This window comes from Alloalcanivorax dieselolei B5 (assembly GCF_000300005.1).
In the GTDB taxonomy this organism is placed as follows: Bacteria; Pseudomonadota; Gammaproteobacteria; order Pseudomonadales; family Alcanivoracaceae; genus Alloalcanivorax; species Alloalcanivorax dieselolei.
The window spans coordinates 1543157-1566107 of the sequence record NC_018691.1 but is presented as its reverse complement, the minus strand read 5'-3'; the positions used below and the strand labels follow the sequence as shown (position 1 = coordinate 1566107).

The 22951-nt window shown below is 62.6% G+C and carries 20 protein-coding genes; 11 read left to right on the top strand and 9 right to left on the bottom strand.

All coding sequences use genetic code 11. The features are described 5' to 3' along the window. Positions 1-77: 77 nt before the first annotated feature. On the top strand, positions 78-692 hold the full coding sequence (locus tag B5T_RS07185) for a TetR/AcrR family transcriptional regulator (protein WP_014993823.1): 615 nt from the start codon (positions 78-80) through the stop codon (positions 690-692). Here B5T_RS07185 and B5T_RS07180 read toward each other — a convergent pair. The 4 genes from B5T_RS07180 to B5T_RS07165 are packed head-to-tail and all read right to left on the bottom strand — an operon-like array spanning position 685 to position 3288. Continuing rightward, positions 685-2001, bottom strand: a complete 1317-nt coding sequence (locus B5T_RS07180) for an ATP-binding protein (RefSeq protein WP_014993822.1) — start codon at positions 1999-2001, stop codon at positions 685-687. The two genes, B5T_RS07185 and B5T_RS07180, sit on opposite strands and share 8 nt — an antisense overlap. Continuing rightward, the gene (locus tag B5T_RS07175) at positions 1998-2666 is read right to left on the bottom strand and encodes a response regulator transcription factor (protein WP_014993821.1); all 669 of its coding nucleotides are present in this window, start codon (positions 2664-2666) and stop codon (positions 1998-2000) included. The genes B5T_RS07180 and B5T_RS07175 overlap by 4 nt, the downstream gene beginning before the upstream one ends. Beyond that, on the bottom strand, positions 2666-2974 hold the full coding sequence (locus B5T_RS07170) for a PepSY domain-containing protein (RefSeq protein ID WP_041716927.1): 309 nt from the start codon (positions 2972-2974) through the stop codon (positions 2666-2668). Before B5T_RS07170 ends, B5T_RS07175 begins: the two co-directional genes overlap by 1 nt. Beyond that, positions 2974-3288, bottom strand: coding sequence for a PepSY domain-containing protein (locus tag B5T_RS07165; protein WP_014993819.1), 315 nt, complete (start codon positions 3286-3288; stop codon positions 2974-2976). Before B5T_RS07165 ends, B5T_RS07170 begins: the two co-directional genes overlap by 1 nt. 205 nt (positions 3289-3493) lie before the next feature. On the opposite strand from B5T_RS07165, the gene B5T_RS07160 reads away from it, so the two are divergent. Beyond that, positions 3494-4354: an acyl-CoA thioesterase gene (locus tag B5T_RS07160; RefSeq protein WP_014993818.1), complete on the top strand. Its 861-nt coding sequence runs from the start codon at positions 3494-3496 to the stop codon at positions 4352-4354. A gap of 203 nt (positions 4355-4557) precedes the next feature. Here B5T_RS07160 and B5T_RS07155 read toward each other — a convergent pair whose 3' ends face one another. Next, positions 4558-5844 (bottom strand): acetyl-CoA C-acetyltransferase, encoded by a 1287-nt coding sequence (locus tag B5T_RS07155; protein WP_014993817.1) that lies wholly within the window; start codon positions 5842-5844, stop codon positions 4558-4560. 221 nt (positions 5845-6065) lie between these two features. Here B5T_RS07155 and B5T_RS07150 point away from each other — a divergent pair, with 221 nt between their 5' ends. Beyond that, positions 6066-7484 (top strand): 3-oxoacyl-ACP reductase, encoded by a 1419-nt coding sequence (locus tag B5T_RS07150; protein WP_014993816.1) that lies wholly within the window; start codon positions 6066-6068, stop codon positions 7482-7484. Positions 7485-7809: 325 nt separating this feature from the next. Continuing rightward, complete coding sequence (locus tag B5T_RS07145) at positions 7810-8361, top strand: FxsA family protein (protein WP_014993815.1); 552 nt, start codon at positions 7810-7812, stop codon at positions 8359-8361. On the opposite strand, the gene B5T_RS07140 is transcribed toward B5T_RS07145, so the two are convergent. The 4 genes from B5T_RS07140 to B5T_RS07125 form a co-directional block, all read right to left on the bottom strand. After that, positions 8358-9290, bottom strand: coding sequence for an SdiA-regulated domain-containing protein (locus tag B5T_RS07140; protein ID WP_051015584.1), 933 nt, complete (start codon positions 9288-9290; stop codon positions 8358-8360). The genes B5T_RS07145 and B5T_RS07140 overlap by 4 nt on opposite strands. A gap of 116 nt (positions 9291-9406) precedes the next feature. Continuing rightward, positions 9407-10429, bottom strand: coding sequence for an AraC family transcriptional regulator (locus B5T_RS07135; RefSeq protein ID WP_014993813.1), 1023 nt, complete (start codon positions 10427-10429; stop codon positions 9407-9409). 74 nt (positions 10430-10503) lie between these two features. Beyond that, positions 10504-11625 (bottom strand): fatty acid desaturase family protein, encoded by a 1122-nt coding sequence (locus tag B5T_RS07130; RefSeq protein WP_014993812.1) that lies wholly within the window; start codon positions 11623-11625, stop codon positions 10504-10506. A gap of 26 nt (positions 11626-11651) precedes the next feature. Continuing rightward, positions 11652-12731: a ferredoxin reductase gene (locus B5T_RS07125; RefSeq protein ID WP_014993811.1), complete on the bottom strand. Its 1080-nt coding sequence runs from the start codon at positions 12729-12731 to the stop codon at positions 11652-11654. Positions 12732-12993: 262 nt separating this feature from the next. Between B5T_RS07125 and B5T_RS07120 the strand changes: the two genes are divergently transcribed. From B5T_RS07120 to mscK, 7 genes are all read left to right on the top strand, one after another. Then, complete coding sequence (locus B5T_RS07120; RefSeq protein ID WP_041716926.1) at positions 12994-13647, top strand: TetR family transcriptional regulator; 654 nt, start codon at positions 12994-12996, stop codon at positions 13645-13647. 91 nt (positions 13648-13738) lie between these two features. Then, positions 13739-14626 (top strand): MaoC family dehydratase, encoded by an 888-nt coding sequence (locus tag B5T_RS07115; RefSeq protein WP_014993809.1) that lies wholly within the window; start codon positions 13739-13741, stop codon positions 14624-14626. 131 nt (positions 14627-14757) lie between these two features. Beyond that, positions 14758-15882, top strand: a complete 1125-nt coding sequence (gene mnmH, locus B5T_RS07110) for a tRNA 2-selenouridine(34) synthase MnmH (RefSeq protein WP_014993808.1) — start codon at positions 14758-14760, stop codon at positions 15880-15882. Continuing rightward, positions 15882-18047, top strand: a complete 2166-nt coding sequence (gene selD, locus B5T_RS07105; RefSeq protein ID WP_148279221.1) for a selenide, water dikinase SelD — start codon at positions 15882-15884, stop codon at positions 18045-18047. The genes mnmH and selD overlap by 1 nt, the downstream gene beginning before the upstream one ends. A 48-nt stretch (positions 18048-18095) precedes the next feature. Then, on the top strand, positions 18096-18485 hold the full coding sequence (locus B5T_RS07100; protein WP_014993806.1) for a PA2779 family protein: 390 nt from the start codon (positions 18096-18098) through the stop codon (positions 18483-18485). Between the two features lie 2 nt (positions 18486-18487). Then, positions 18488-19387, top strand: a complete 900-nt coding sequence (locus tag B5T_RS07095; protein WP_014993805.1) for a PA2778 family cysteine peptidase — start codon at positions 18488-18490, stop codon at positions 19385-19387. Between the two features lie 81 nt (positions 19388-19468). Then, entirely contained in the window at positions 19469-22798 is a 3330-nt protein-coding gene (gene mscK, locus B5T_RS07090; RefSeq protein WP_051015455.1) for a mechanosensitive channel MscK, read from the top strand. Positions 22799-22951: the final 153 nt, after the last annotated feature.

Here is a 22951-nt window from a genome sequence, read left to right as displayed (position 1 = left end):
AAATTGGCGGCGGCTTGATCTGGACGCCGTCAAGTTAGGATACTGTCTTGACACTGTCAAGATATCCGGGAGTCCCGATGAGCCAAACCGCCCGCTACCACCACGGCGACCTGCATGCCACGCTGCTGCGCGAAGCCGCCGTGCTGCTACGCGAACAGGGCATTGAGGGGCTGTCACTGAGGCGTCTGGCGGAGCGGGCCGGGGTTTCACGCACCGCGCCCTATCATCATTTCGCGGATAAGAACGCGCTGCTGTGCGCGCTGGCGGAACAGGGCTTCCGCAAGCTGGAAGCGCTGATGGAAGAAGGGGATCTGGAGACGGAGCCGGCCCGGGGTCTGCGCCGCTTCGTCCACGCTTATTTGCGCTTCGCCAGCCAGGATCCGGAACAGTATGAATTGATGTTCGGTCGCACCCTGTGGAAAACCGGACGCCCCACCGAATCGTTGACCCGGGTGGCCCACGGCTGTTTCCGCCGCTATATCGAGCTGATGTACCGGCCGCCGCTGGCCACCCGCCTGCCGCCGGGCGTGGACCCGCTGCGGCTGGCCCAGGCCAGTTGGGCCACCCTGCACGGTCTGAGCCGGCTGCTGCTGGACGGCATCTACCTGGACCAGGATGACATGGAGGCGGTCAGCGATCAGGCGGTGGATTTGATGATCGCCGGCCTGCGCCTCGGCGAAGACATCACCTGAGCGGCCAGTACACCCGCGCCATCAGACCACCAAGCGCCTCACTGTGCCCCAGCGTCAGTTCGCCGCCGTAAGCCTCGGCGGTGTCACTGACGATGGCCAGCCCGAGGCCGTGGCCGGCCACGCGCTGATCAAGGCGCTCGCCTCTGCGGATCACCTGGTCGCGGCGCGCCGGTTCGATGCCGGGGCCGTCATCCTCGACACTCAGCCACAACGCCTCGGGCTCCCGCCAAAGACGCACCGACACCCGGCCGCGAGCCCACTTGCAGGCGTTATCCATCAGATTGCCCAGCACTTCCAGCATGTCATCCCGCTCCACCGGCTGCGGCGGCAGCTCGGTGCCGATCAGTTCGATGCGGCAGCGATTCCCGTAAACCTGGATCATGGTGTCCCGTAGCGCCACCAGATCCTGGTCCGGGTGAAACAGGGTGCCGGGGGTGGCACCGGCGGCGACCCTGGCCCGATTCAACGCTCGGCGCACGGTGTCCTCCACCTGGGCCAGTTGCTCATCCAGCAAGCGGTACAGATCCGGATGATCACGTTGCAGGTTTTCATCGCAGCGGTTACGCAGTACCGCCAAAGGCGTTTTCAAGGCGTGTCCGAGATCGCCAATGGCGTGACGGGAGCGACGCAACTGCTGGTCGGTGTGCCCCAACAACCGGTTCACTTCCTGCACCAGCGGCCGCAATTCCGTGGGCACGTCGCAATCCAGCTCGGTGCGCTCACCGTCACGCAGTTGCTCAATCTGGCGGCGAGCCTCGTTGAGCGGTCGCAGACCACGACGGATCAACCAAAGCTGCGCCGCCGCCAGGCCGGACAGGATCAATACCCATGCCAGCAGGCTCACGGAGCGGGTATTGCGGAAATTTTCCAACTGCGGGGTATAGTCCTGGGCCACCACGATAGCCAGTTTGCGGCCGTAAATTTCGTAGTCGCCGCGATAACGCAGCAACTGCTGGCCATCCGGCCCCGGTACCAGTTCGTTATCGAGACCACGGCTTTCGGTGTCCGCCATGCGCTGATCCCAGAGGGATCGCGAGCGCCAGATGTGGTCATCAAAAGACACCATGAAATAGCGGCCGGAAAACGGCTGGCGGTAGGCCGGATCCAGCATCGGCTGTTCCAGCTGCAGCCCGGACGGCCCTTGGGAAATCGCCGCCAGCACACTGACCGCTTCATCGCGCAGATTGGCGGTCATCACTTGCCGCTGACGTTGGTCCAGCCACCACAGCGCGCCCTGCCCCACCAGGATGCCGGCCAGCAGCAAACTGACGAACAAACTGACACCGAGACGGCCGGCAATGGAGGTCACCGGGGCAATCCGGTGAAGACGTAGCCTTGCCCGCGCCGGGTCTGGATCACCGGAGCCCCGAGCTTGCGGCGTACGCGATTGATATGGACTTCCAGCACGTTGCTGTCCCGCTCGCTCTCACCGTCATAGAGATGATCGGCCAATTGCATCCGCGACAGCAGTTTGCCGGCGTTCAGCATGAAATAACGCAGCAGCCGGAATTCCGCGCCGGTCAGCGCTATTTCGTTGCCTTCCAGCCAGGCGCTTTGCCGCTCCTCGTCCAGTTCCACGCCGCCCACGTTCAGACAGGCCTGGTTGGCGTTGCCATGGCTACGGCGCAGCACCGCCTGCACTCGCAGCAGCAACTCCTCGGGATGGAACGGCTTGGTCAGATAATCATCGGCGCCGGCGCGCAGACCATCCACCCGCTCCGCCCAGCTGTCCCGGGCGGTGAGGATCAGCACCGGCACCGTGACGCCTTCCTCGCGCCATTGTTTCAACACGTCCAGGCCGCCCAGGCCGGGCAGCCCCAGATCCAGAATCACCAGGTCATAAGGGTCATCATGTACGCGCACCAGAGCGTCGCGGCCATCCGCCAGCCAGTCCACCGCGTAACCGTGATCACGCAACAACGGATTGAGCTGGTCGGCCAGGGCCACGTTGTCTTCCACCAATAGCAGGCGCATCAGTCGTCCACGTCGTCCTTGAGAATGTTGCCGGTACGAGCGTCGAGCTCCAGTTCCCGCACCACACCATCCGGCGTCAGCAACTCGATCTCGTAAATCAGATGACCGTCCTCGCGCTCCAGTTCCGCCTCCAGCAATTGTCCGCCGGGGTACTGGCGCAACGCTTCGGCCAGAATCTGTTCAAACGGCTGGATGCGGCCCTCTTGCCGCAGGCGCAAGGCTTCGTCGTGCCCCACGTCCAGCGCCGGCAGCGAACCGCTCAAGACCAACAGGGCGGCGGTTGCCGCCCCGCGGAGGGGTAAAGACATCAGTCGTCCCGTTCGTTACGAATCACTTCACCGTTGGCGGCGTTCAGTTCAACGTCCCACTGGACGTTGTCCTGGTCACGCAGCTCCACTTTGTAGACATAACCGCCGAACTCTTTTTCCAGCTCGGTTTCCTCGATCCTGGCATTGGGATGCTGGTCCAGAGCCGCTTTATTCAGCTCCTCGAAGGACTTCACTTTGCCTTCCTGAACCAGTTTCATGGCCTGGTCGGGACCCACATCGTCGGCGTAGGCGCCGGCGGTCAGGGTGGCGGTACCGAGAAACAGGGCGGTCAGCATCGCTTTCTTGGCTTGCATGGGGTATCTCCTTTAAGTCACTTCCGTTGGGGTACGGGAATCACTTTATTCGTCACCGCTTAACCTTCCCTGAATGGAATCTTAACCCATTGTTAAGACCGTCAACCCCCTTTACCCTCTTGCAAAATCCGCCACATCCGGTCACTTTGAGCCTTTTCCGGCAGCCCCGCCGCTGTCCAGACCGTCAAAGAACAAGAGCGATTCCATGCATACCGATCTTTCCGATTTGCTGCAACTGCTTGACCTCACCGAACTGGAACCCGATCTCTATCAAGGCGAAGGCCGCAATATCGTCGGTCCGCGCATCTTCGGTGGCCAGGTGCTCGGCCAGGCACTGCGCGCGGCCTGCCACAGCGTACCCGGCCGCACCGCTCATTCCTTGCAGAGCTATTTTCTACGCCCCGGAGACGCCCGGGAAGCGATTATCTATCGGGTGGAACGGGTGCGCGACGGCCAGACCTTTTCCACCCGCCGGGTGGTCGCGGAACAACGCGGCCGGCCGATCTTCGACCTGTCGGCGTCCTTCACCCTGCCAGCGGAAGGCCCTTCACACCAATGCGACGCCCCGGTGCCCGAGGGCCCGGACGGCCTGCTCACCGAACAGGAACTGAACCGCCAGTATCTGGAACAGGAAGATATCTCGGAGAACTTCCGCAACGCCATGCTGAGAAGAAAGCCGCTGGAGATGAGGCCGGTGGTGAAACGCCATCCTTTGCGCCCGGAACCGGCGCCGCCATTACGTCAGGTGTGGATGCGCGCGCCGGAAACACTGCCGGAGGATCCGGTGCTGCACCAGTGCATTCTCGCCTACGTCAGTGATCACAGTCTGATGGGAACGGCAATGCTGCCCCATGGCCTGAGCTTCCTCACCCGTGACCATCAGATGGCGAGCCTGGACCACGCTCTGTGGTTCCACCGCCCCGTGAATATCAATGACTGGCTGTTCTACCAGAGCGACAGCCCCATCGCCGCCGATGGCCGCGGTTTCAATCGCGGTCAGATTTTCAATCAGCAGGGGGAGTTGGTGGCTTCGGTGGCCCAGGAAGGGTTGATGCGGAAGATGTGACAGACACGCAACACGCAACACGCAACACGCAACACGCAACACGCAACACGCAACACGCAACACGCAACACGCAACACGCAACATAAGACGTTACCAGAACCAGTTTGGTCAACGCCCGATCCAATAAAAATAGCGCGGTCAACAGACCGCGCCGTCCTTCTTCCTCGCGTGCAAGCGTGTTGCGTGCTAGCGTGCCAGCGCTCTTACTTCTCGACGATCGCCACCACGCCCTGGCCACCGGCGGCGCAAATGGAAATCAGGCAACGGCCGGAGCCTTTCTGGTTCAGCAGCTTGGCGGCATTGGCCAGAATCCGCCCGCCGGTGGCGGCGAACGGGTGGCCGGCGGCCAGTGAAGAGCCTTTCACGTTGAGCTTGTTACGGTCGATGCTGCCCAGCGGCTTGTCCAATCCGAGCCGCTCCTTGCAGAAGGTTTCGTCTTCCCAGGCTTTCAGAGTGCTCAGCACCTGGGAGGCGAAAGCCTCGTGGATTTCATAGAAATCGAAATCCTGCAGGGTGAGACCGGCGCGGGCCAGCATGCGCGGTACCGCGTAAGCCGGCGCCAGCAACAGCCCTTCTTTCTTGCCGACGAAATCCACCGCCGCCACTTCGCAGTGGGTGATGTACGCCTGCACCGGCAAGCCCCGCTCCTCGGCCCATTGCTCGGAAGCCAGCAGCACCGCGGAAGCACCGTCGGTCAACGGTGTGGAGTTGGCGGCGGTCATGGTGCCTTCCGGCCCACCAAATACCGGCTTCAAGGTCGCCAGCTTTTCCAGGGTGGAATCGCCACGCATGTTGTTGTCGCGCTCCAGGCCCTTGAACGGCGTGATCAGGTCTTCCTGCCAGCCTTCTTCGTAGGATTTGGCCAGATTCTGGTGGGAACGCCAGGCCAACTCGTCCTGATCCTCGCGGTTGATACCCCATTCGGCGGCGGTGATCGCCTGATGCTCGCCCATGGACAGGCCGGTGCGCGGCTCGGCGTTACGGGGAATGTCCGGCACGATCATTTTCGGGTTGAGCAGTTTCACTGCCGCCTTGATTTTCTCGCCATTGGTCTTCGCCTTGTTGATGTTCATGAACACCTTGCGGGCGTCCTCGTTCACACCCAGCGGTGCGTCGGAGGTGGTGTCCACGCCACCGGCGATGGCACTGTCGATTTGCCCCAGCGCAATCTTGTTGGCCGCCAGAATGGCCGCTTCCAGGCCGGTGCCGCAGGCCTGTTGCAGGTCATAGGCCGGGGTTTCCGGCGCCAGACGGGAGCCCAGCACGGACTCGCGCACCAGATTGAAATCCCGGGAGTGCTTCATCACCGCGCCGGCGGCCACTTCGCCGACCCGCTCGCCCTGCAGCTTGAAGCGATCGACCAGGCCGTTGAGGGCGGCGGTGAGCATGTCCTGGTTGCTTGCGCCGAAATACACCGTATTGGAACGGGCAAAGGGAATCCGGTTACCCCCTACCACGGCTACCTTGCGAACCGCGTCGCCTGCCAGCATAGTCAAATCCTCCACAATGGCGTTTCCGCCAAGATTAACAGATGAGCGCAGTCTATCGTTCCGTTGACGCGCCTCATTGGCTACGGCGCCCCTGGCGTTTCCCAGGCGGGTCAATCCGCGTGTCACGGACGGGTGATTCAATACGCAGCCAACAGTGACCCCAAAGCGTGTTCCGCACCAAGGGTCGACATTCCGTACATCGCACGGCGAAGGACAGGATCATGAACGATACCTATCAGACGATTGCCAACTCTTCCGTGGGCAAGGCCCTTTTCAACGCCATCAATCTGCCGATCCCGGTGATCCTGGAGCGCTGGCAGCCCGGTCAGGCGTCGTTCATTGATGGCCGCGTGCTGGTGGGCGCCGCCGAGGGCGGCAGCGCCATGGACACCATTCTGGCCACCCTGAAAACCGCTCCCGGCGCGCAACTGGCGGTGCTGGCCAATAACGGCAACGCCAGCGAGCTGCAAAAGCAGGCGGCCGCCGCCGGTGTCAACGCCGACAATTACACCGCCACCCGTGAAGACGATGCCCGCTTCAAAGGGTTGGTGTTCGACGCCACCGGCATCGAGAACCCGGATCAACTGAAAGCACTGTGGGCCTTTTTCCACCCGGTAATCAAGAAGCTGGACAAATGCGCCCGGGTGTTGGTGATCGGCCGCACCCCGGAAACCCTGCGCGGTGCCGCCCGGGTCGCCCAACGGGGCCTGGAAGGCTTTACCCGTTCGGTCGGCAAGGAAATCAAACGCGGCGCCACGGTTCAGTTGGTCTATGCCGAAGCCGGGGCCGAGAGCCAGCTCGCCGCGCCGCTGCAATTCTTCCTGTCACCGAAATCCGCCTATGTCTCCGGGCAGGTGGTGCGCGCCCGCCAGGCCGGCTTCGACGCCGAGAGCTTTGACTGGCAACGCCCGCTGGCCGGTAAAAAAGCCCTGGTCACCGGCGGCTCCCGGGGCATCGGCGCCGCCATCGCCCGGGTCCTGGCCCGCGACGGCGCCGAGGTGATCGTGCTGGATATTCCGCCCATGGCGGAGGACCTGAACAAAGTGGCCGGCGAAATCGGCGGCCATACCCTGGAACTGGACATTACCAGCGATGAAGCACCGGGGATTATCGCACGGACCGCCAAGGAACACGGCGGGCTGGATATCCTGGTGCACAACGCCGGGGTCACCCGCGACAAGATGCTCGGCAACATGCCGGAAAACCTCTGGGACATGGTGCTGAACATCAATATCGCCAGCCAGTTGCGCATCAATGAGCAGTTGCTCGCGGACGGCGCCATGGGCGAAGGTGGCCGCATCGTCTCCATCAGTTCCATCGCCGGCATCGCCGGCAACACCGGCCAGACCAACTACGGCTGCTCCAAGGCCGCGGTGATCGGCATGGTGGACGCGTATCGCGAGGAATACGCGGACCAGGGCATCACCATCAACGCGGTGGCACCGGGTTTCATCGAAACGCAGATGACCGCGGCGATCCCGTTCACCATCCGCGAGGCCGGGCGGCGCATGAACGCCATGAATCAGGGCGGCCAACCAGTGGATGTGGCGGAAACCATCGCCTTCTTCGCCAGCCCCGCCGCCCAGGGCCTGACCGGCAATGTGGTCCGCGTATGCGGGCAGATGATGCTCGGCGCCTGAGCCAATACCGGACCGGGGGGCCAAGGCCCCCTGCGCTTACCGGTTACCTCGAAGCGGAGCCGCGTTACGCCTTTGCGGGATCCTGTCGAACAGGGACGTTCGACCGGAAGCCTACAGGGACGTATTCACGGCGTTCCCGTAAAGGCGTAACGCGGCTCCGCTGTCCCTGATGGAGGGGCATACCGATTCCCTCTAAACCGCGATAAACCTTCTGGGGTTGAATTTTCAGTCCTCACCGCCATCTCTTGGGACAGGTCGTCGTCGGCAAGGCCAATCCGTGCCGCGACACGTCTCCCGGCTGCGACGCCGTCACCAAGAGGTCCCCATGACGTTTGGCCGCCTGTTTTTCGTGATTTTCGCCTTCGCTTTGCTGGAGGTATTGGTCCTGGCCGCCGTGGCCGACGTGATCGGCTGGCCGATCACCATCGTTCTGACGCTGGCCACCGCCATCATCGGATCCTGGTTGTTCCGCAGCCAGGGTCTGCAAACCTGGACACGCCTGAATCAGCGCATGCAATCCGGCGAGATGCCCGGCCAGGAACTGGTGGAAGGTCTGTTGCTGCTGATTGGCGGCGCCTTGCTGATCACCCCCGGTTTCGTCAGCGACATCGTCGGTTTTCTCATGCTGCTGCCGTTCAGCCGCCACCGGCTCGCCGCCACGCTGGTACGCCGGGGCACCCTGCAAACCTTCGGCGGGCAACAGGGCTCGGCATTCTTCTATCAGAGCGGTTCTTTCAACGGCGGCCCGTTCGGCCCTGGCGGCGCGCCCTTCGGCGCGGACCGCGATCCGGGCAACGGCGTGGTCATCGATGGCGAGGCGCGGGAAGAAGCGGAAAGTCGCGACCCGTTGGAGCATGACCAGAACCGGCGGAGCTAGGAGCCGGTCTTCTTTAACCGGTAGAACAGATTGGGTTCGCTGACCAGATAGAGATCACCCTGGTCGTCCATGGTCACCCCTTCCAGTTGCGGCGCGTCCCGTTGCATATCCTCATTAGCACGCAAAAAGGCCCGAAAACTGACGTAGCGCCCCTCCCGGTCCAGCTCCACCAGGGAATGGGAGCGGTCGCTCAGTAGCAGCAGATGACCGGTGGGGCCGTGGTAGAACACGTCCGAGAGGTCCCGGTTGAACACCAGTCCATCAATCCAACCGGTCAGATCGCGAATGTGCAGGGACAGGCCCTGTTCCAGACTGGCACCGAATCCCTCGATGGCGTAGAGCTTCCGCGGGCGGCTCTCCTTCACCACGAACAGCCGGTCACCTTCGGCATCGTAGGAAATGCCTTCAAACCCCTTGTTGCCGTCTTCTTCCATGCCCAGGGATAACGACTGGATTCGCTGCTGGTCCACCGCCGCGCCGGGCTCCGGCATTGCAAACACACTGAAACGCTGGCGACGCTCATCCACCACCACCACGCGGCCGTTACCCAGAGAGGCGATCCCCTCGATATCGCCGAACCCCTCCAACGAATGGCGGTCCAGCACCTCGCCCTGGCGATCCAGCTCCAGCATCACTGGCGGATCGTTGGTCACCGCCAGCAACCGGTCCCGCTCCCGGTCATAGCTGATCGCGGACAGATTGCGGCTCACGCCGGCCACGGCCTTGCCTTCGATGACCATGCGATACTCTTCCAGCCGCAATCCCTGCCGCGGCCCCTCGATCCGTTCCTTCAGATGGAAAAACAGGGGTTCATACCAATGTTGCCAATATGCCACGCCGGCCAGCAGCGCCATCACCAGCGCGCCACCGAACCACCAGCGCGCCTTCGTGGCGCGCCGGGAACGACGACTGAAGGAAAGCTTCCCCATAAAAAAACCCATCCTACTCACGTTGAAGTGCAAAACCGCACTCCCGTCAGGACAGGCTTAGAGAGGTGTTTCCGGGGATGGTTCCAGAGCGACGGTGCCTTCGATCACCGCCCGCGTCAACCGCGAGCGACGGCGTCCTCTTCGGCTTTCATCTTGCGGTATTCGATGGGCGTCATGCCCACCCAGCGCTTGAAGGCCCGATAGAAAGTGGAAGGCTCCGAGAAACCGGTCAAATAGACGATCTCGTCGATGGATTCGTCGGTACCGGCCAGCAACCGCTTGGCCAGTTTGCAGCGATAATCCGCCACCAACTGGTTGAAGTTGGTGCCGGCATCCGCCAGGCGGGTGCGCAGCTGGCGCGCCTTGATGCCAAGACGTTCCGCCACTTCCTCCAGATTGGCGTGTCCGGATTCCAGCAGCTCGGCGATCAGGCGATTCACCTGAGCCACCAGATCCTGTTTTTCCAGCCGCGCCACCTGCTCACTGGCGAGCTGCTCGTGCAGGCGCAGCAATTCCGGCTCGTGATGGGCCGAGGGGAGAGCCATCAGGCGGGCATCAAAGTACACCCCAACCGAGTTCATCTCGAACTTCACCGGACAACCAAAGGCGCGTTCGTACTCACTCGGGTCCGCATGACGCTCATGGGCAAAGTGAATTTCCAGCGGTTCAAAGGCGCCGTCGGTGACGAAGCGGAAGAATTTGATCACCCCCACCATCACACATTCGTTGAGATGGGCCAGACGGCGGCCCCAGAACGGCTGGCGCAGGAAGGCACGATCCCCCTCCTCTTCCATCAACTCCGCCCGGGCGGCATCGGACAGCAAACGCTGATAATTCAGCGCCCGCCGCAAGCCTTCCCCGAATGAGGGACTGGAGAGAAACAGGTATTCCAATACCTGGCCTTTGTAGACCGGCATGTGCTGGCCCAGGTGCAGACCGATGTGCGGGTCCTTGGAGACCTTTTCCGCGGCCTGCCAGAACCATTCCTGGGCATCATGCGGCGTACGCAGGTCAGGTACCTGGAGAATGGCGCGGTCCACGCCCACTTCAGCAAGAACCGCGTCTGCATCAATGCCTGCGTTGACCATGGCCCGGTAGGCCATGCGCAACAACACGCCGGAGTCGGTAAGCTCTGCCATCCTTTCGCGACTTCCCCGAATTTTTTGGTATCAACGAGCGAGAGTAGCACATGCCCGGGGAGGCCGGAACAGCATCAGCTCACTGCCGGCGCCCCACGGCGGGAAGGCAGCGCCAAACGGTGGATGCGCCGCATCACCGAGCCGAACTGACGGCGCAAACTGCCGCTGTTGTAGTGCAAACCATACCGCTCGGCGATCTCGCGCACCTTGGGCGCCACCTGCCGATAACGATTGGACGGCATATCCGGGAACAGATGGTGCTCAATCTGGTGGCTGAGGTTGCCGCTGAGAATATGAAACAACCGGCCGCCCTCCAGATTGGAGGAGCCAAGCAGCTGACGCAGATACCACTGTCCGCGGCTTTCGCCTTCCACCTCTTCCTCGGTGAACATCTCCGCGCGCTCGGTGAAGTGGCCGCAGAAAATAATCAGGTAGGACCACAGATTGCGCAGGATGTTGGCGGTGAAGTTACCGGACAGCACGAACAGGAAAAACGGCCCCGCCAGCAGCGGGAACAGCACGTAATCCTTGAGTACCTGACGGCGCACTTTCTTGAGGATCAGTTTCCGCTCCTTGCGGTACTGCTCGCGGCTCTTGTCGCCACGGATCACCCGTTCGATCTCCAGGTCGTGGAACGCCACCCCCCACTCAAACAACAGCGCCAGCACCCAGTTGTAGATCGGCTGGAACAGATAGGCCGGATTCCAGCTCTGGTGCTCGGACATGCGCATGATGCCATAGCCGACGTCCCGGTCCTTGCCCACCACATTGGTGTAAGTGTGGTGCATATAATTGTGGGAGTGTTTCCATTGCTCGGCCGGGCAAGTGTTATCCCAGTCGTAGTGAGCGGAGTCCAGATTCGGATCGCCCAGCCAGTCCCACTGGCCATGCATCACGTTATGGCCGATCTCCATGTTCTCCAGAATCTTGGAGAGCGCCAACAGACCGGTTCCCGCCAGCCATGCCGGCGGCAGAAAGCCGAGGAACAGCAGCCCCCGCCCGGCCACTTCGCAGCCTTTCTGGAAGCGCACCACACGGCGGATATAGCGGGCGTCGGATTCACCACGGTCCGCCATCACCTGCTGACGCAGAGCGTCGATTTCCGCGCCGAAGGCATCCACCTGGGAACGGGTCAGGCTGACACCGTCGCGTTGAAAGACGATTGGGTCGTGCTCTTGTTGCATTGCGTATCCCATTGTTCAACTCCTTGTGTTTGCGTCGCTTATAGCGCCACTTCCACGTCGCCTTCGGCGGCATGGATACAAAGTCTTACCCGCTGGTTGTCCACCGTCCGGCTCTCACCGGTCTGCAGGTCACGGACCGAACCCCGCACCGAGCACCGGCAGGTATGACAAATGCCCATGCGACAGCCATGGGCCGGATTCAGCCCACTGCGCTCGGCGGCCTCCAGCAGGCTTTCGCCGCCACCGGCCTCGGTGGCCAGATCGCTGCCGGAGAAGCGGATGCGGCCACCGTTGCCGGCGTTGCTGGTCAGCGGCTGGAACCGCTCATGCAACAGCGGCGCCCGACCTTCCGTGCGGTGCCACTCGCTGACCGCGTCGAGGAAGCCGGCCGGGCCGCAGGCATAGACCTGACGGTCGGCGGCGTCCGGGACCAGAGCGGCCAGCAGCGCGGCGTCGAAACGGCCCTGCTCATCACCGGGTAGCGGCGCCTGATGTCCCAGCACCACACGGGTGTTCAATTGGGAATGGCGTCCCAGTTCCCGCAGGGACTCCAACAAAATCACATCTTCATAACGGCGGTCGAAATGCAACCATTCCACCTGACCGTCAAAAGAGGCGTTTTCCAGGTATCTTGCTATACTGTGAACGGGTGTAATGCCGGAACCAGCGGTCAGGAACAGCAACCGGTCCGGAACCCGGGCCGGCAACAGGAACTCACCGGCGGGTTCGCTGAGCGTTACCACATCGCCGGGGAGGGTACGCTCGAGCAGATGTTCGGTCACACCGCCGGCCCGATGACACTTGACGGTGATGGTCAAGGTCCCCGACTGCGGGGCGCTGGACAGGGAAAAGCAGCGCCATTGTCGCGCGCCGTTCACGTCGATGCCGAGCATCACATGCTGGCCGGCCTGAAATCCTGGCCACAGACGGTTCGGACGCAACACCAGAGAAACCGCCCGATCGGTTTCCCGGTGAACACCGGTGACGCGGGCGCGAATTTCCCGGGCCGAGGCCACCGGGTTGATCAGCGCCAGGTAGTCTTCCGGCTGAAACGGGCTGGTCAGGGCCTGGCCGAGGCGGCCAAACCAGCCCCGACGAGGCTCGATAATGGTCTGCATACGGCACTTCCTATGGTTTATGTGAACAGTTGTACACTTTTTACAGGGAGTCGATTTTATAGTCAACACCTGTTCACAAAAATAATTGTGACCGGAGTTGTCAAGCGCTTTGCTATATCCCGAGGCGGAAATTGAATACCATTGCCGCCGGAGCCCGGGACAAAAGCGCAACGACAATACCCAGGCCGCATCACTGCTTCTTGCTTGATTGGTGAGATTTGATTCGTTGGTTAAAACAACAATTCGGGAGACTGTCTGACACATGACCAGAGAAACCGCCCCCCGGGGAAGGAAAGCCAGAAAGGGACGGACTCGCCAGGCGCTGATGGACGCGGCCTTGGATCTGGTGGCGAAAAAGGCCCCCTTTTCTTCCCTCAGCCTCAGGGAAGTGACCAAGAAAGCCGGTGTTGTGCCCACGGCGTTCTATCGTCATTTCACCGATATGAGCGCACTTGGCCTGACCCTGCTGGATGAATCGTTTCGTACTCTGCGGCTGATGATGCGCGAAGTCCGCCAGCATCAATTGCCCAATGAGCAAATGATCCGCGGGTCCATGGAGACCTACTTCAATTATGTGCGCAACAATCGCACCTATTTTCTTTTTGTCTCCAAGGAACTGTACGGCGGCTCCGCCACCATGCGGCAGGCGATCCGGCGGGAGATCCGCCTGTTCGTCAGCGAGTTGGCCATGGACATGGCGCGATTCCCTTTCCTTATCAATGTCAGTTCCCAGGATCTGCAAATGATGGCCACGCTGGTGGTTAACAGCGTGGTGGCACTGACGCAGGAAATGTTGGAACTGAGCGAGGACGATGAAGCCGGCCAGAACGAAATGCTGATCATGGCGGAGAAACAAGTCCGTCTGATTTATTTCGGGGTGGCCCAATGGCGTTCCGAACCCGACAGGATTGCCTGAGCCGTCGGCGATACGGCCAATCAGCCTCTCCGGCGCTCTGCCTATACTGCCACGACATTGCGCTAAATGTTCGTGGGAGAAGGGTGTCCTTATGAGTGAGGTTCGATTCAAGGAGCTGCGTCACGCGCCGCCCATGGCGGTGAATTTCGCCAAAGCAGTGCTGCGTGCGCGAGTACGCCCGGGCAGCGCTCCGGTACTGTCCGACGAGGGGCTGCGGCTCAACGATGTGGCTCAGAAATCTCGCCATTTGGCGGCCTACCGCCAGGTATGCGGTTTCAGCGCCGACGGTCATCTGCCCATCACCTACCCGCACATGCACGCGTTTGCGCTGCACATGGCCTTGATCCTCGGTGACGGTTTCCCGTTCCCGGCCATGGGGCTGGTTCATGTGCGCAACCGCATCACCCAGTTCCGCCCGATCGGCGAACGGGAACAGCTCAATATCAAGTGCTATACCGGCAATCTGACCCAGGTGGAAAAAGGCTACGAGTTCTCCATCTTCACCGTGGTCAGCACCGCCGGTGAGCGGGTCTGGCAGAGTGAATCGGTGAATTTCCATCGCGGCGGCGGCCACGGCGAGAAAAAGGCCCCGGATGCGCAAAGAGACGCGCAAACCACAGCCCCTGCTCCGGATCTGATCGAGGAATGGGAAGTTCCCGCCGACACCGGCCGGCGCTACGCCAGCGTATCCGGCGACCGTAATCCGATTCACCTGTACCCGCTGACCGCCAAGGTCTTCGGCTTCAAGCGTCAGATCGCCCATGGCATGTGGTCCAAGGCACGTTGCCTGGCGGCTTTGCAGCCGGAACTGCCGGAGCAGGCTTTCACCGTGGATGTACGCTTCAAGCTGCCCATGTTCATTCCCGCCAAGGTAAAGTTTGCCCGTACCCGCCAGAATGACGGGATCGATTTTCAGTTGCTGGCCGCCGACGGCGTCAAACCGCACCTGAGCGGCGAACTGCGTCCGGTCAGCGACTAAACCGGCAGCTTACAGGGATGTATTTACGGCGATCCCAGAAGGCCTCCGTGCAGGCCCGTGCCCCCGATGGCGACGCTCATCCCCGTCATTCCGCGATGAACCACAAATAAGGGCGGTGTACACTGCCGCCCATGACCCGCGACGACACTAACGATTACGCAGCGCTGTTCCTGGACGACACGCCGCTCCTGGATGTCCGCGCCCCGGTGGAATTCGCCCGGGGCGCGTTTCCCCATGCCACCAACCTTCCTCTGATCGACGACCGGGAACGCCATCTGATCGGCCTGCGCTACAAGCAGCAAGGGCAACAGGCGGCTATTGATCTCGGCAATGAGCTGGTCCGTGGCGAGGTCAAGGAACGCCGTCTACGCGCCTGGAGCGACTGGTGGCGGGCACATCCCGACGGCTATCTGTATTGTTTTCGTGGCGGCCTGCGTAGCCGCACTACCCAGGACTGGCTGCGTCAGGCCGGTATCGACGCGCCCCTGGTAACCGGCGGTTATAAGGCCCTGCGGCGTTTTCTGTTGGAGCACCTGGAACAGCATGTGCTCCAGGGGCCATTATGGGTGCTGACTGGCCGCACCGGTTGCGGCAAGACCCGCGTCCTGCATCAACTGCACCGGGCTGTGGACCTGGAAGGGCTGGCCCACCATCGCGGCTCCGCCTTCGGCCGCCGGCCCGGCGGACAACCGGCGCAGATCGACTTTGAAAATGCCCTGGCCATCCGCTTGCTGAAACTCGGGGACCGGGCGCCGGTGCTGGTGGAGGACGAAGGGCATCTGATCGGCCGTTGCGCGTTGCCGTTGTCCTTGAACCAGCGACTGCGGAGCATGCCGCGCATCGACATCGAAGAGCCGCTGGAAAGCCGGGTGGAAGTGATCCTGGAAGATTATGTCCTCACACCACTGCGGGAATTTCTCGACGGCCACGACGAAGAGCAGGCCCGGAGTCTGTTCGCCGAGCATTTGCTCGGCGCGCTGGACCGCATCCGCAAGCGCCTCGGCGGCGCCCGCCACCAGACCCTGCGCGAAACCATGACCCGGGGGCTGGAGCAACATCGCCGTGGCGATGGCAGCGACGAGCATCGCCGCTGGATTCGCGCCCTGCTAAGCGACTATTACGATCCGATGTATGACTACATGCTGCGCCATCGCCAGGGACCGGTGCACTTTCGCGGCAACCGCGGCGCAGTCATCGCCACCCTGCAAGAATGGGAACGCAAAGAGCAGGCGCAACCGGAGGGACACCCACGGTGATGACGGCGGTCGCGCATCACGACCTGGTACTGGTGGGAGGCGGACACAGCCACGCGCTGGTACTGCGGCGTCTGAGCATGCGGCCAGTGCCGGGGCTGCGCCTGACGCTGATTTCCCCCGACAGTCTCACCGCCTACTCCGGCATGCTGCCGGGTATGCTGGCCGGCCGTTACCAGCGGCACGAAACCCACATTGATCTGAGCCGGCTGAGCCGGGCCGCCGCCGCCCGCTGGCTGCCGCAACGCGTGCTTGAGCTGGATCCGGTCCAGCGCCGCTTGCAACTGGATAACGGTGACCAGCTGGAGTACGACACGCTCAGTCTGGATATCGGCGCCACCCCGGATCTGGACAGCGTACCCGGCGCCCGGGCCCACGCGGTGCCGGTAAAACCGGTAGCGACCTTCGAGCAGCGCTGGCGCCATTTACTGGCCGACCCCAGCGCGACTCGCCGGGTCGCGGTGGTGGGCGCCGGTGCCGGCGGCACCGAACTGGCCGCTGCCCTGGCCCAGCGGCTTGGCGCCACCACCGAGGTTCAGTTGATCAGCGCCGGCGACCTGCTGCCCGGTTACCCGGACCGGGCGCGCTCGCTGATGCGAACGCGGCTGCAGGATGCCGGGGTCCGCATCGTGGAACAGGCCCCGGTGCAACGGGTCAGCGAAGGGCAGCTCCATTACAACGGCCAGTCCCAGGCGGTGGATCTGGTGTTCTGGTGCACCGGCGCCCGGGCACCGGCCTGGCTCGCCGCCAGCGGCCTGCCCTGCGATGAACGCGGCTTCCTGCGTGTGGACAACACCCTGACCAGCCTGGGCAGCCCGCACGTCCACGCCGCCGGCGACTGCGCGTCGTTCCCCTCGCCTTTGCCCAAGGCCGGAGTCTACGCGGTGCGTCAGGCACCGGTGCTCGCCGATAATTTACTCGCCGCCACCCGAGGGGGACGCAAACGGCCCTACCGCCCGCAACGGCGCTTCCTGTCACTGCTGTCCGCCGGGGCGGGTGACGCGGTGGCCTCCAGGCCGCCCTGGCCGGCGCTGGCGGGCCCCTGGGTCTGGCGCTGGAAGGACCGCATCGACCGTGCCTTCATGAAACGCTTTGAGAACCTGCCGGCACCGATGCCCGCCGCGCCCGCCGACAGCGACGCGATGCACTGCGCCGGCTGTGGCGCCAAGGTTGGCGCCACCACTCTGAATCACGCTCTCGATGGGCTGCGGACGGCAGTCCGCGATGACATCGAAGCCGGTGTGGCCCAAGGCGATGACGCCGCGGTGATTCGCTGGTCCGGACAACACCGGCTGGTGCAAAGCGTGGACTATTTCCCCGCCTTCATGGATGAGCCGTACCTGTTTGGCCGGGTGGCGGCACTGCACAGTCTCAGTGACATCCACGCCATGAACGCCGCCCCCCATTCGGCGCTGGCCACTCTGTGCCTGCCCCGCCACCACCCGCGCCTGCAAAGCCGGGATCTGCGTCGCCTGCTGGCCGGCGCGGTGGAAGAACTGAACCGGGCGCGCTGCACCCTGGTGGGAGGTCACACCATCGAGGGCCCGGAAATGGCCGCCGGCTTCACCATTAACGGTGCTCTGACCGGCGCGGCCTGGAGCAAGCAGGGCGCGCTGCCGGGACAGGTTCTGGTTATCACCAAACCGCTGGGCATCGGTATTCAACTGGCGGCCTGGATGCGCAATGTCCACCGGGGTCCGGATCTGGACGCTACCCTGGCGGCCATGTTGCAAAGCAACGGCCCGGCCCGGGATGCGCTGTCCACCCTGCCGCCCCACGCCTGCACCGACGTCACCGGTTTCGGGCTGCTCGGGCATCTGCTGGAACTGTGTCAGCACAGTCAGGTGAGCGCCCGGCTTGATCTGAATGCCCTGCCCATACTGCCCGGTACCCTGGAGCACATACGTCACGGCGTTCACAGCACCTTGCGGGACAGCAACGATCAGGTGCTGGGTCACTGCGAGATCGCCCCCGCCCTGCTGGACCGGCCGGAACTGGTCGCCGCCACCGACCCGCAGACCAGCGGCGGCCTGCTGTTGGCGGTGGCCAGGGAGCGCCTCGAGGCCACCCTGGCAGCCCTGCGAGGGGCCGGCGCCGATGCCGTCGTGATTGGTGAAACCGTTGTAAAACATCACAAAGCCGCCGCTACTATCACGCTGTATGGATAGTGTCCCGTGCTATTCTCGAAACATCATTCAAACAGGGAGCGACAGCTCATGAACAAGCGTCTCACCGGCGTTTTTACCGCCACCGTTCTGCTCATCACCCAGGCCCTGTTTGTCCCCATGGCCCACGCCGCCATGGTCGGTACCGATACCCTGGTGGCCAGCGAACAACGGGCGGCCATGGAGCAGAAGGTCCTTGCGTTGCTCGAACACAAAGCCGCCGCCAAAGTGTTGGCGGACAATGGTGTCAGCCCGGAACAAGTGAAGGATCGCCTGGACCGGCTCAGCGATCAGGAACTGACCCAGTTGGCCGAACAGGCCGATGAGCTGCCCGCCGGACAGGGCGTGATCGGCGTGATCCTGGCGATCATTCTGATTCTCGTGCTGCTGGATCTGCTTGGCGCCACCAACGTGTTCCCGGCTATCCATCCGATCAACTGATCGTGTCCGTTCGCGCCATCGGCGCCGGGCTGGTTTTACTGTTGGCGGGGTGTCAGACACTGCCCCCGCCACAGTCGGCCCGGCAACCCGCCAGCCAACGGCTGGACGTTCCTTTCATTGCCCAGGAAAAGTATCAGTGCGGCCCCGCCGCTCTGGGCATGATGCTGCAATGGAACAGCCTGCCCGGCGACGCCGAGTCGCTGGTGGACGAAGTCTGGTTACCGGAACGCAAGGGCAGCCTGGGCATCGAACTGATGGCCGCCGGCCGCGCCCGCGGTTTGCTGGCGTATCCCGTCAACGAGCCGGAAGCGCTGTTCAGTGAGCTGCAAGCCGGCCACCCGGTGCTGATTCTGCAGAACCTGGCGCTGAAGCGCTGGCCGCAGTGGCACTTCGCCGTGGTCACCGGCTACCGCGACGGCGGTGACCGGTTGATTCTGCACAGCGGCACCCGCGAAGCCACCACCAGCCATTGGAACCGCTTCATTCGCACCTGGGCGCGCGCCGACTATTGGGGCATGGTGCTGCTGCCCGCCGGAGAGTTGCCCGCCAGCGCCCGCCCCGGCCCGCTTCTACACGCTCTTGCACCGCAGAAGAAAGACGCCTTGCGCCATTGGCAAACCGCGGCGTCCCGGTTTGCCGACGACGGCAAGCTCCATTTCGCCTACGCCAACGCACTGTGGCAGGCGGGACGGAAAGCGGAGGCCCTCAACGCCTTCGAAAAGACCGTGACACTCACCCCCTCTCTCGCTCCGGCCTGGAATAACCTGGCCTACGCCCGCCTCGACCAGGGCGACGGCGACGCCGCCCGGGAAGCGGTCTGTCGGGCCCACACGCTGGCGCCGGATGACGCCAACATCGACGACAGCGTCGTCGAAATCACCGACGGTGCCGGCTGTCCCTGAACCAGTGCGCGGGAAATGGCGCCGCCTCCGTTTTATCGCTATTGTCTACGAAGACTCTGACAATGGATTACGCGCTTCCCTATGAGACTTGGTCGATCACGGTTACTGCTTTCCCTGCTGCTCCTCTGGATGCTGTGTGGCGTGGCCGCGGCACAAGGCAGCGGTTTTTCTCTGCCCGGCATTGGTGATCTGGAGAAACAGCTCACTGGCGGTGGCGACAGCGCCGATACCCAGAAGGAGGGTAAACCGGCACCGGAACGCGACCTTTTGGAAGAAACGCTGAAGCTGCGCAAGGAAATCGACGCCAATCACGAGCAGATCAAAAAGCTTGGGGAACAGCAAAAAGCACTACCACGGGAGAAAGCCGCGCTTCAGGACGAACTGGAAAAGATTCGCCGCGAAAGCACCATCGACTGGGCCGAACGCTATCAAAGCCTGTCGATTTCCGCTCTGGCGGAGGAGCTGGGACAACAACTGCAAGCGCTGGAGCGCAATCAGGAAAAACTGGCGGACGCCGCCAGCGATGTGACCAGTTCCCAGACCCTGCCGGAACGGGCACAGAACACCATCAGCGACAGTCTGGCGGAAGCCGATGATATCCGCCGGCGGTTGAACCGCCCGTCGGTGGCGGAGACGCTCAGTGAAGCGGAAGTGCAGAACCTGCAAGTGAAGCTCGCGGTGCTGGATTCCCGCATTGAACTGCGCAACCAGGAGTTGGCCGTGGCCAGCTCCAGCGAACAGCGTTCCCGTCTGCGGCAACGGGTACTGGAAGCCGACGCGGAACTGATCCAGAAACAGCTGGATGTACTGCAGCCGCTGATCAACCGGCGGCGCCAACAGCAACTGCAGGACGAGTTGCAAGCAGCATCCGTGGACCTGCCCGCCGGAGTGGCTGATCACCCCGAGCTGGCGGCGGCGCAAGAGCGTAACAAAACCCTGCGCAAACAGCTGGTTCAAACCAGCGAGGAAGTCAACGATCTGCTGCGTGAAAACGTGGCCACCAAGACCCAGCTGGATCGCGTACGGGCACTGTCCGCCACCGTCAACGACCAGATCCGCATGCTCGACGGCAGTCTTTTACTGTCGCGCATTCTGTACGAACAGCAGAAAAATCTGCCGGATTTCAAACCCCGGGAAGGCCTGCCCAAAGCCATCGGCGACACCCGTCTGCGCCAGTTCGAAATCGGCCAGCAACGCCAGCAAACGGAAGCCGACATTCTCCGGATCGATGACCAGGGCATCTCACCGGAAGACCGTGCTGCTCTGCAGGATGCTCTGGGGAGTCTGCATGACATCCACGTGGAATTGCTCAATCAACTGGACACCGAACTGGGGCGCAAGCTGAATCTGCTGGTGCGGCTCAACCTGGTGCAGGATCAATTGGTGGATGTTTCCCGCAACCTGCACGACACCATCTCGGAGCAGACTTTCTGGATGCCCAGCACCCAGCCGATCAATCTGTCCTGGTTGCGGGAGTTTCCGGCCCAGGTCCGGGATCAGATGACATACATTCCCTGGGCGGAAACGGGCAAGAGATCGCTGCGGCTGTTACAGGACAAATGGCCCTGGCTGATATTGCCGGCGGTGCTCGCCGCCGCCCTGCTGGTCTGGCGGAAACGCCTGCGTACCCGGATCCGCAAACTCAACAGCGATATCGGTTTCCTGCGCAGGGACAGCCAATTGCACACCCCGTTGGCGATCCTGATGACCACGCTGATGTGCCTGCCCGGCCCGCTGGTGCTGAGCCTGCTGGCCTGGGGGCTCTGGATCCAGCCCGGCACACTCTCCACGGTGTTGGGCGCCGCTCTGTTTAAAGTGGCGCTGCTGTGGCTGGTGTTTGAAATGTGCTACCGGTTGCTGGCCCGGGACGGCATTGCACAACGGCATTTCCGCTGGTCCGCCGATGGCAATACGCAACTGCGGCGGCGACTGCTGGCGGTTGGGCTGGCGATGGTACCAATGACGTTGATCATCGCCTTCGGCGAGCAATGGCCGGCGCAGCTCAACAACGACCGCATCGGCCTGGTTATCATGGTATTCGGGCTGGCGGTAATGGGGATCATGCTCACCCGGGTGGCGTTGCACTTTCCCATCACCCGTTTCTCCACCGCTTACAAAACCGTAGCGGCGCTGGTATGCGGTGGCCTTCCCTTCGCTCTGATCGTGGTGATCGGTCTGGGTTACTACTACACCACGGTGCGCTTGTCCGGGCGCATCATCGACAGCTTCTACCTGCTGCTGCTGTGGACCCTGATCGATGCCACCGCGGTGCGCGGCCTGGCGGTGGCGGCGCAGCGGCTGGCCTATAAACGGGCCCTGGCGCAACGGGACAGTGACACCAAGGACACCAGCGTGGAAGGCATCGAAGTGGAAGAACCGCAGCTGGATCTGGAGCGGGTCAATCAGCAGTCCCTGCGTCTGATCCGCATGGCCCTGGTGGTGGTGTTTGGCCTGCTGTTCTATTGGGTCTGGGCGGACATTCTGAGTGCCTTCTCCTATACCGAGAACATTCTCCTGTGGGAGACCACCGAGGGCAGCGGCAGCACTCTTACCCAGGTTCCGATCAGTCTCGGCGACGTCATGTTCGCGCTCGCCGCCGGCGTGGTGACGCTGATGCTGGCGCTGAACCTGCCCGGTCTGCTGGAGGTGCTGCTGCTATCGCGGATGAACCTGAAACAAGGGAGCAGTTACGCCACCACCACGCTGTTGTCCTACCTCATCACCGCCGTGGGCGTGATGGTGGTGCTGGGTTCGCTGGGGCTGACCTGGAACAAACTGCAGTGGCTGGTGGCCGCTCTCGGCGTGGGGCTGGGCTTTGGTCTGCAACAGATTTTCGCCAACTTTGTTTCCGGTATTATCATCCTGTTCGAGCGACCGATTCGTATCGGCGATGTGATCACCATCGGCACCTTGTCGGGCACTGTCAGCCGGGTGCGGGTACGCGCCACCACGGTGATTGATTTCGACCGCAAGGAAATCATCATCCCCAATCAGACCTTCGTTACCGAACAGTTGATCAACTGGTCGCTGAGTGACACGGTAACGCGACTGATCATCACCGTGGGCTTCGCCTACGGCTCGGATCTGAACAGCTGTCGTGAGATTCTCCAGACCGTGGCCCGCGACCATCCTAAAGTGATGAAGGATCCGGAACCGATGATCCTGTTCATGGGCTTCGGCGCCAGTACGCTGGATCATGAATTGCGGGTCTACGTGAAGGAAATCGGCGACCGTCTGAGCACCACCGACGAACTCAATCGCCGTATCGATCAGCTGTGCCGGGACCGGGGCGTGGAAATCGCCTTCAGCCAGATGGATATTCACATTCGCAGCATCAATGGCGGCGAAAACCTGACCATCCCCGGCGAGCGCCGCGAGTCCGGTAATGGCGACCCAAAGACGGGCGCCTGAAATCCGGCCGGCAAATCAGGGGGCACCCGGCTTCGAGGTAACCGGCAGGCGCGGGGTGTCCTCTGGCCCTGGCAACATAAATGCGGAGGCTTTCTGTACCAGCCCTCGACGTTGCTGGAGCCCAGAACGAGCCCTCCTCTAAACCTCAATGAA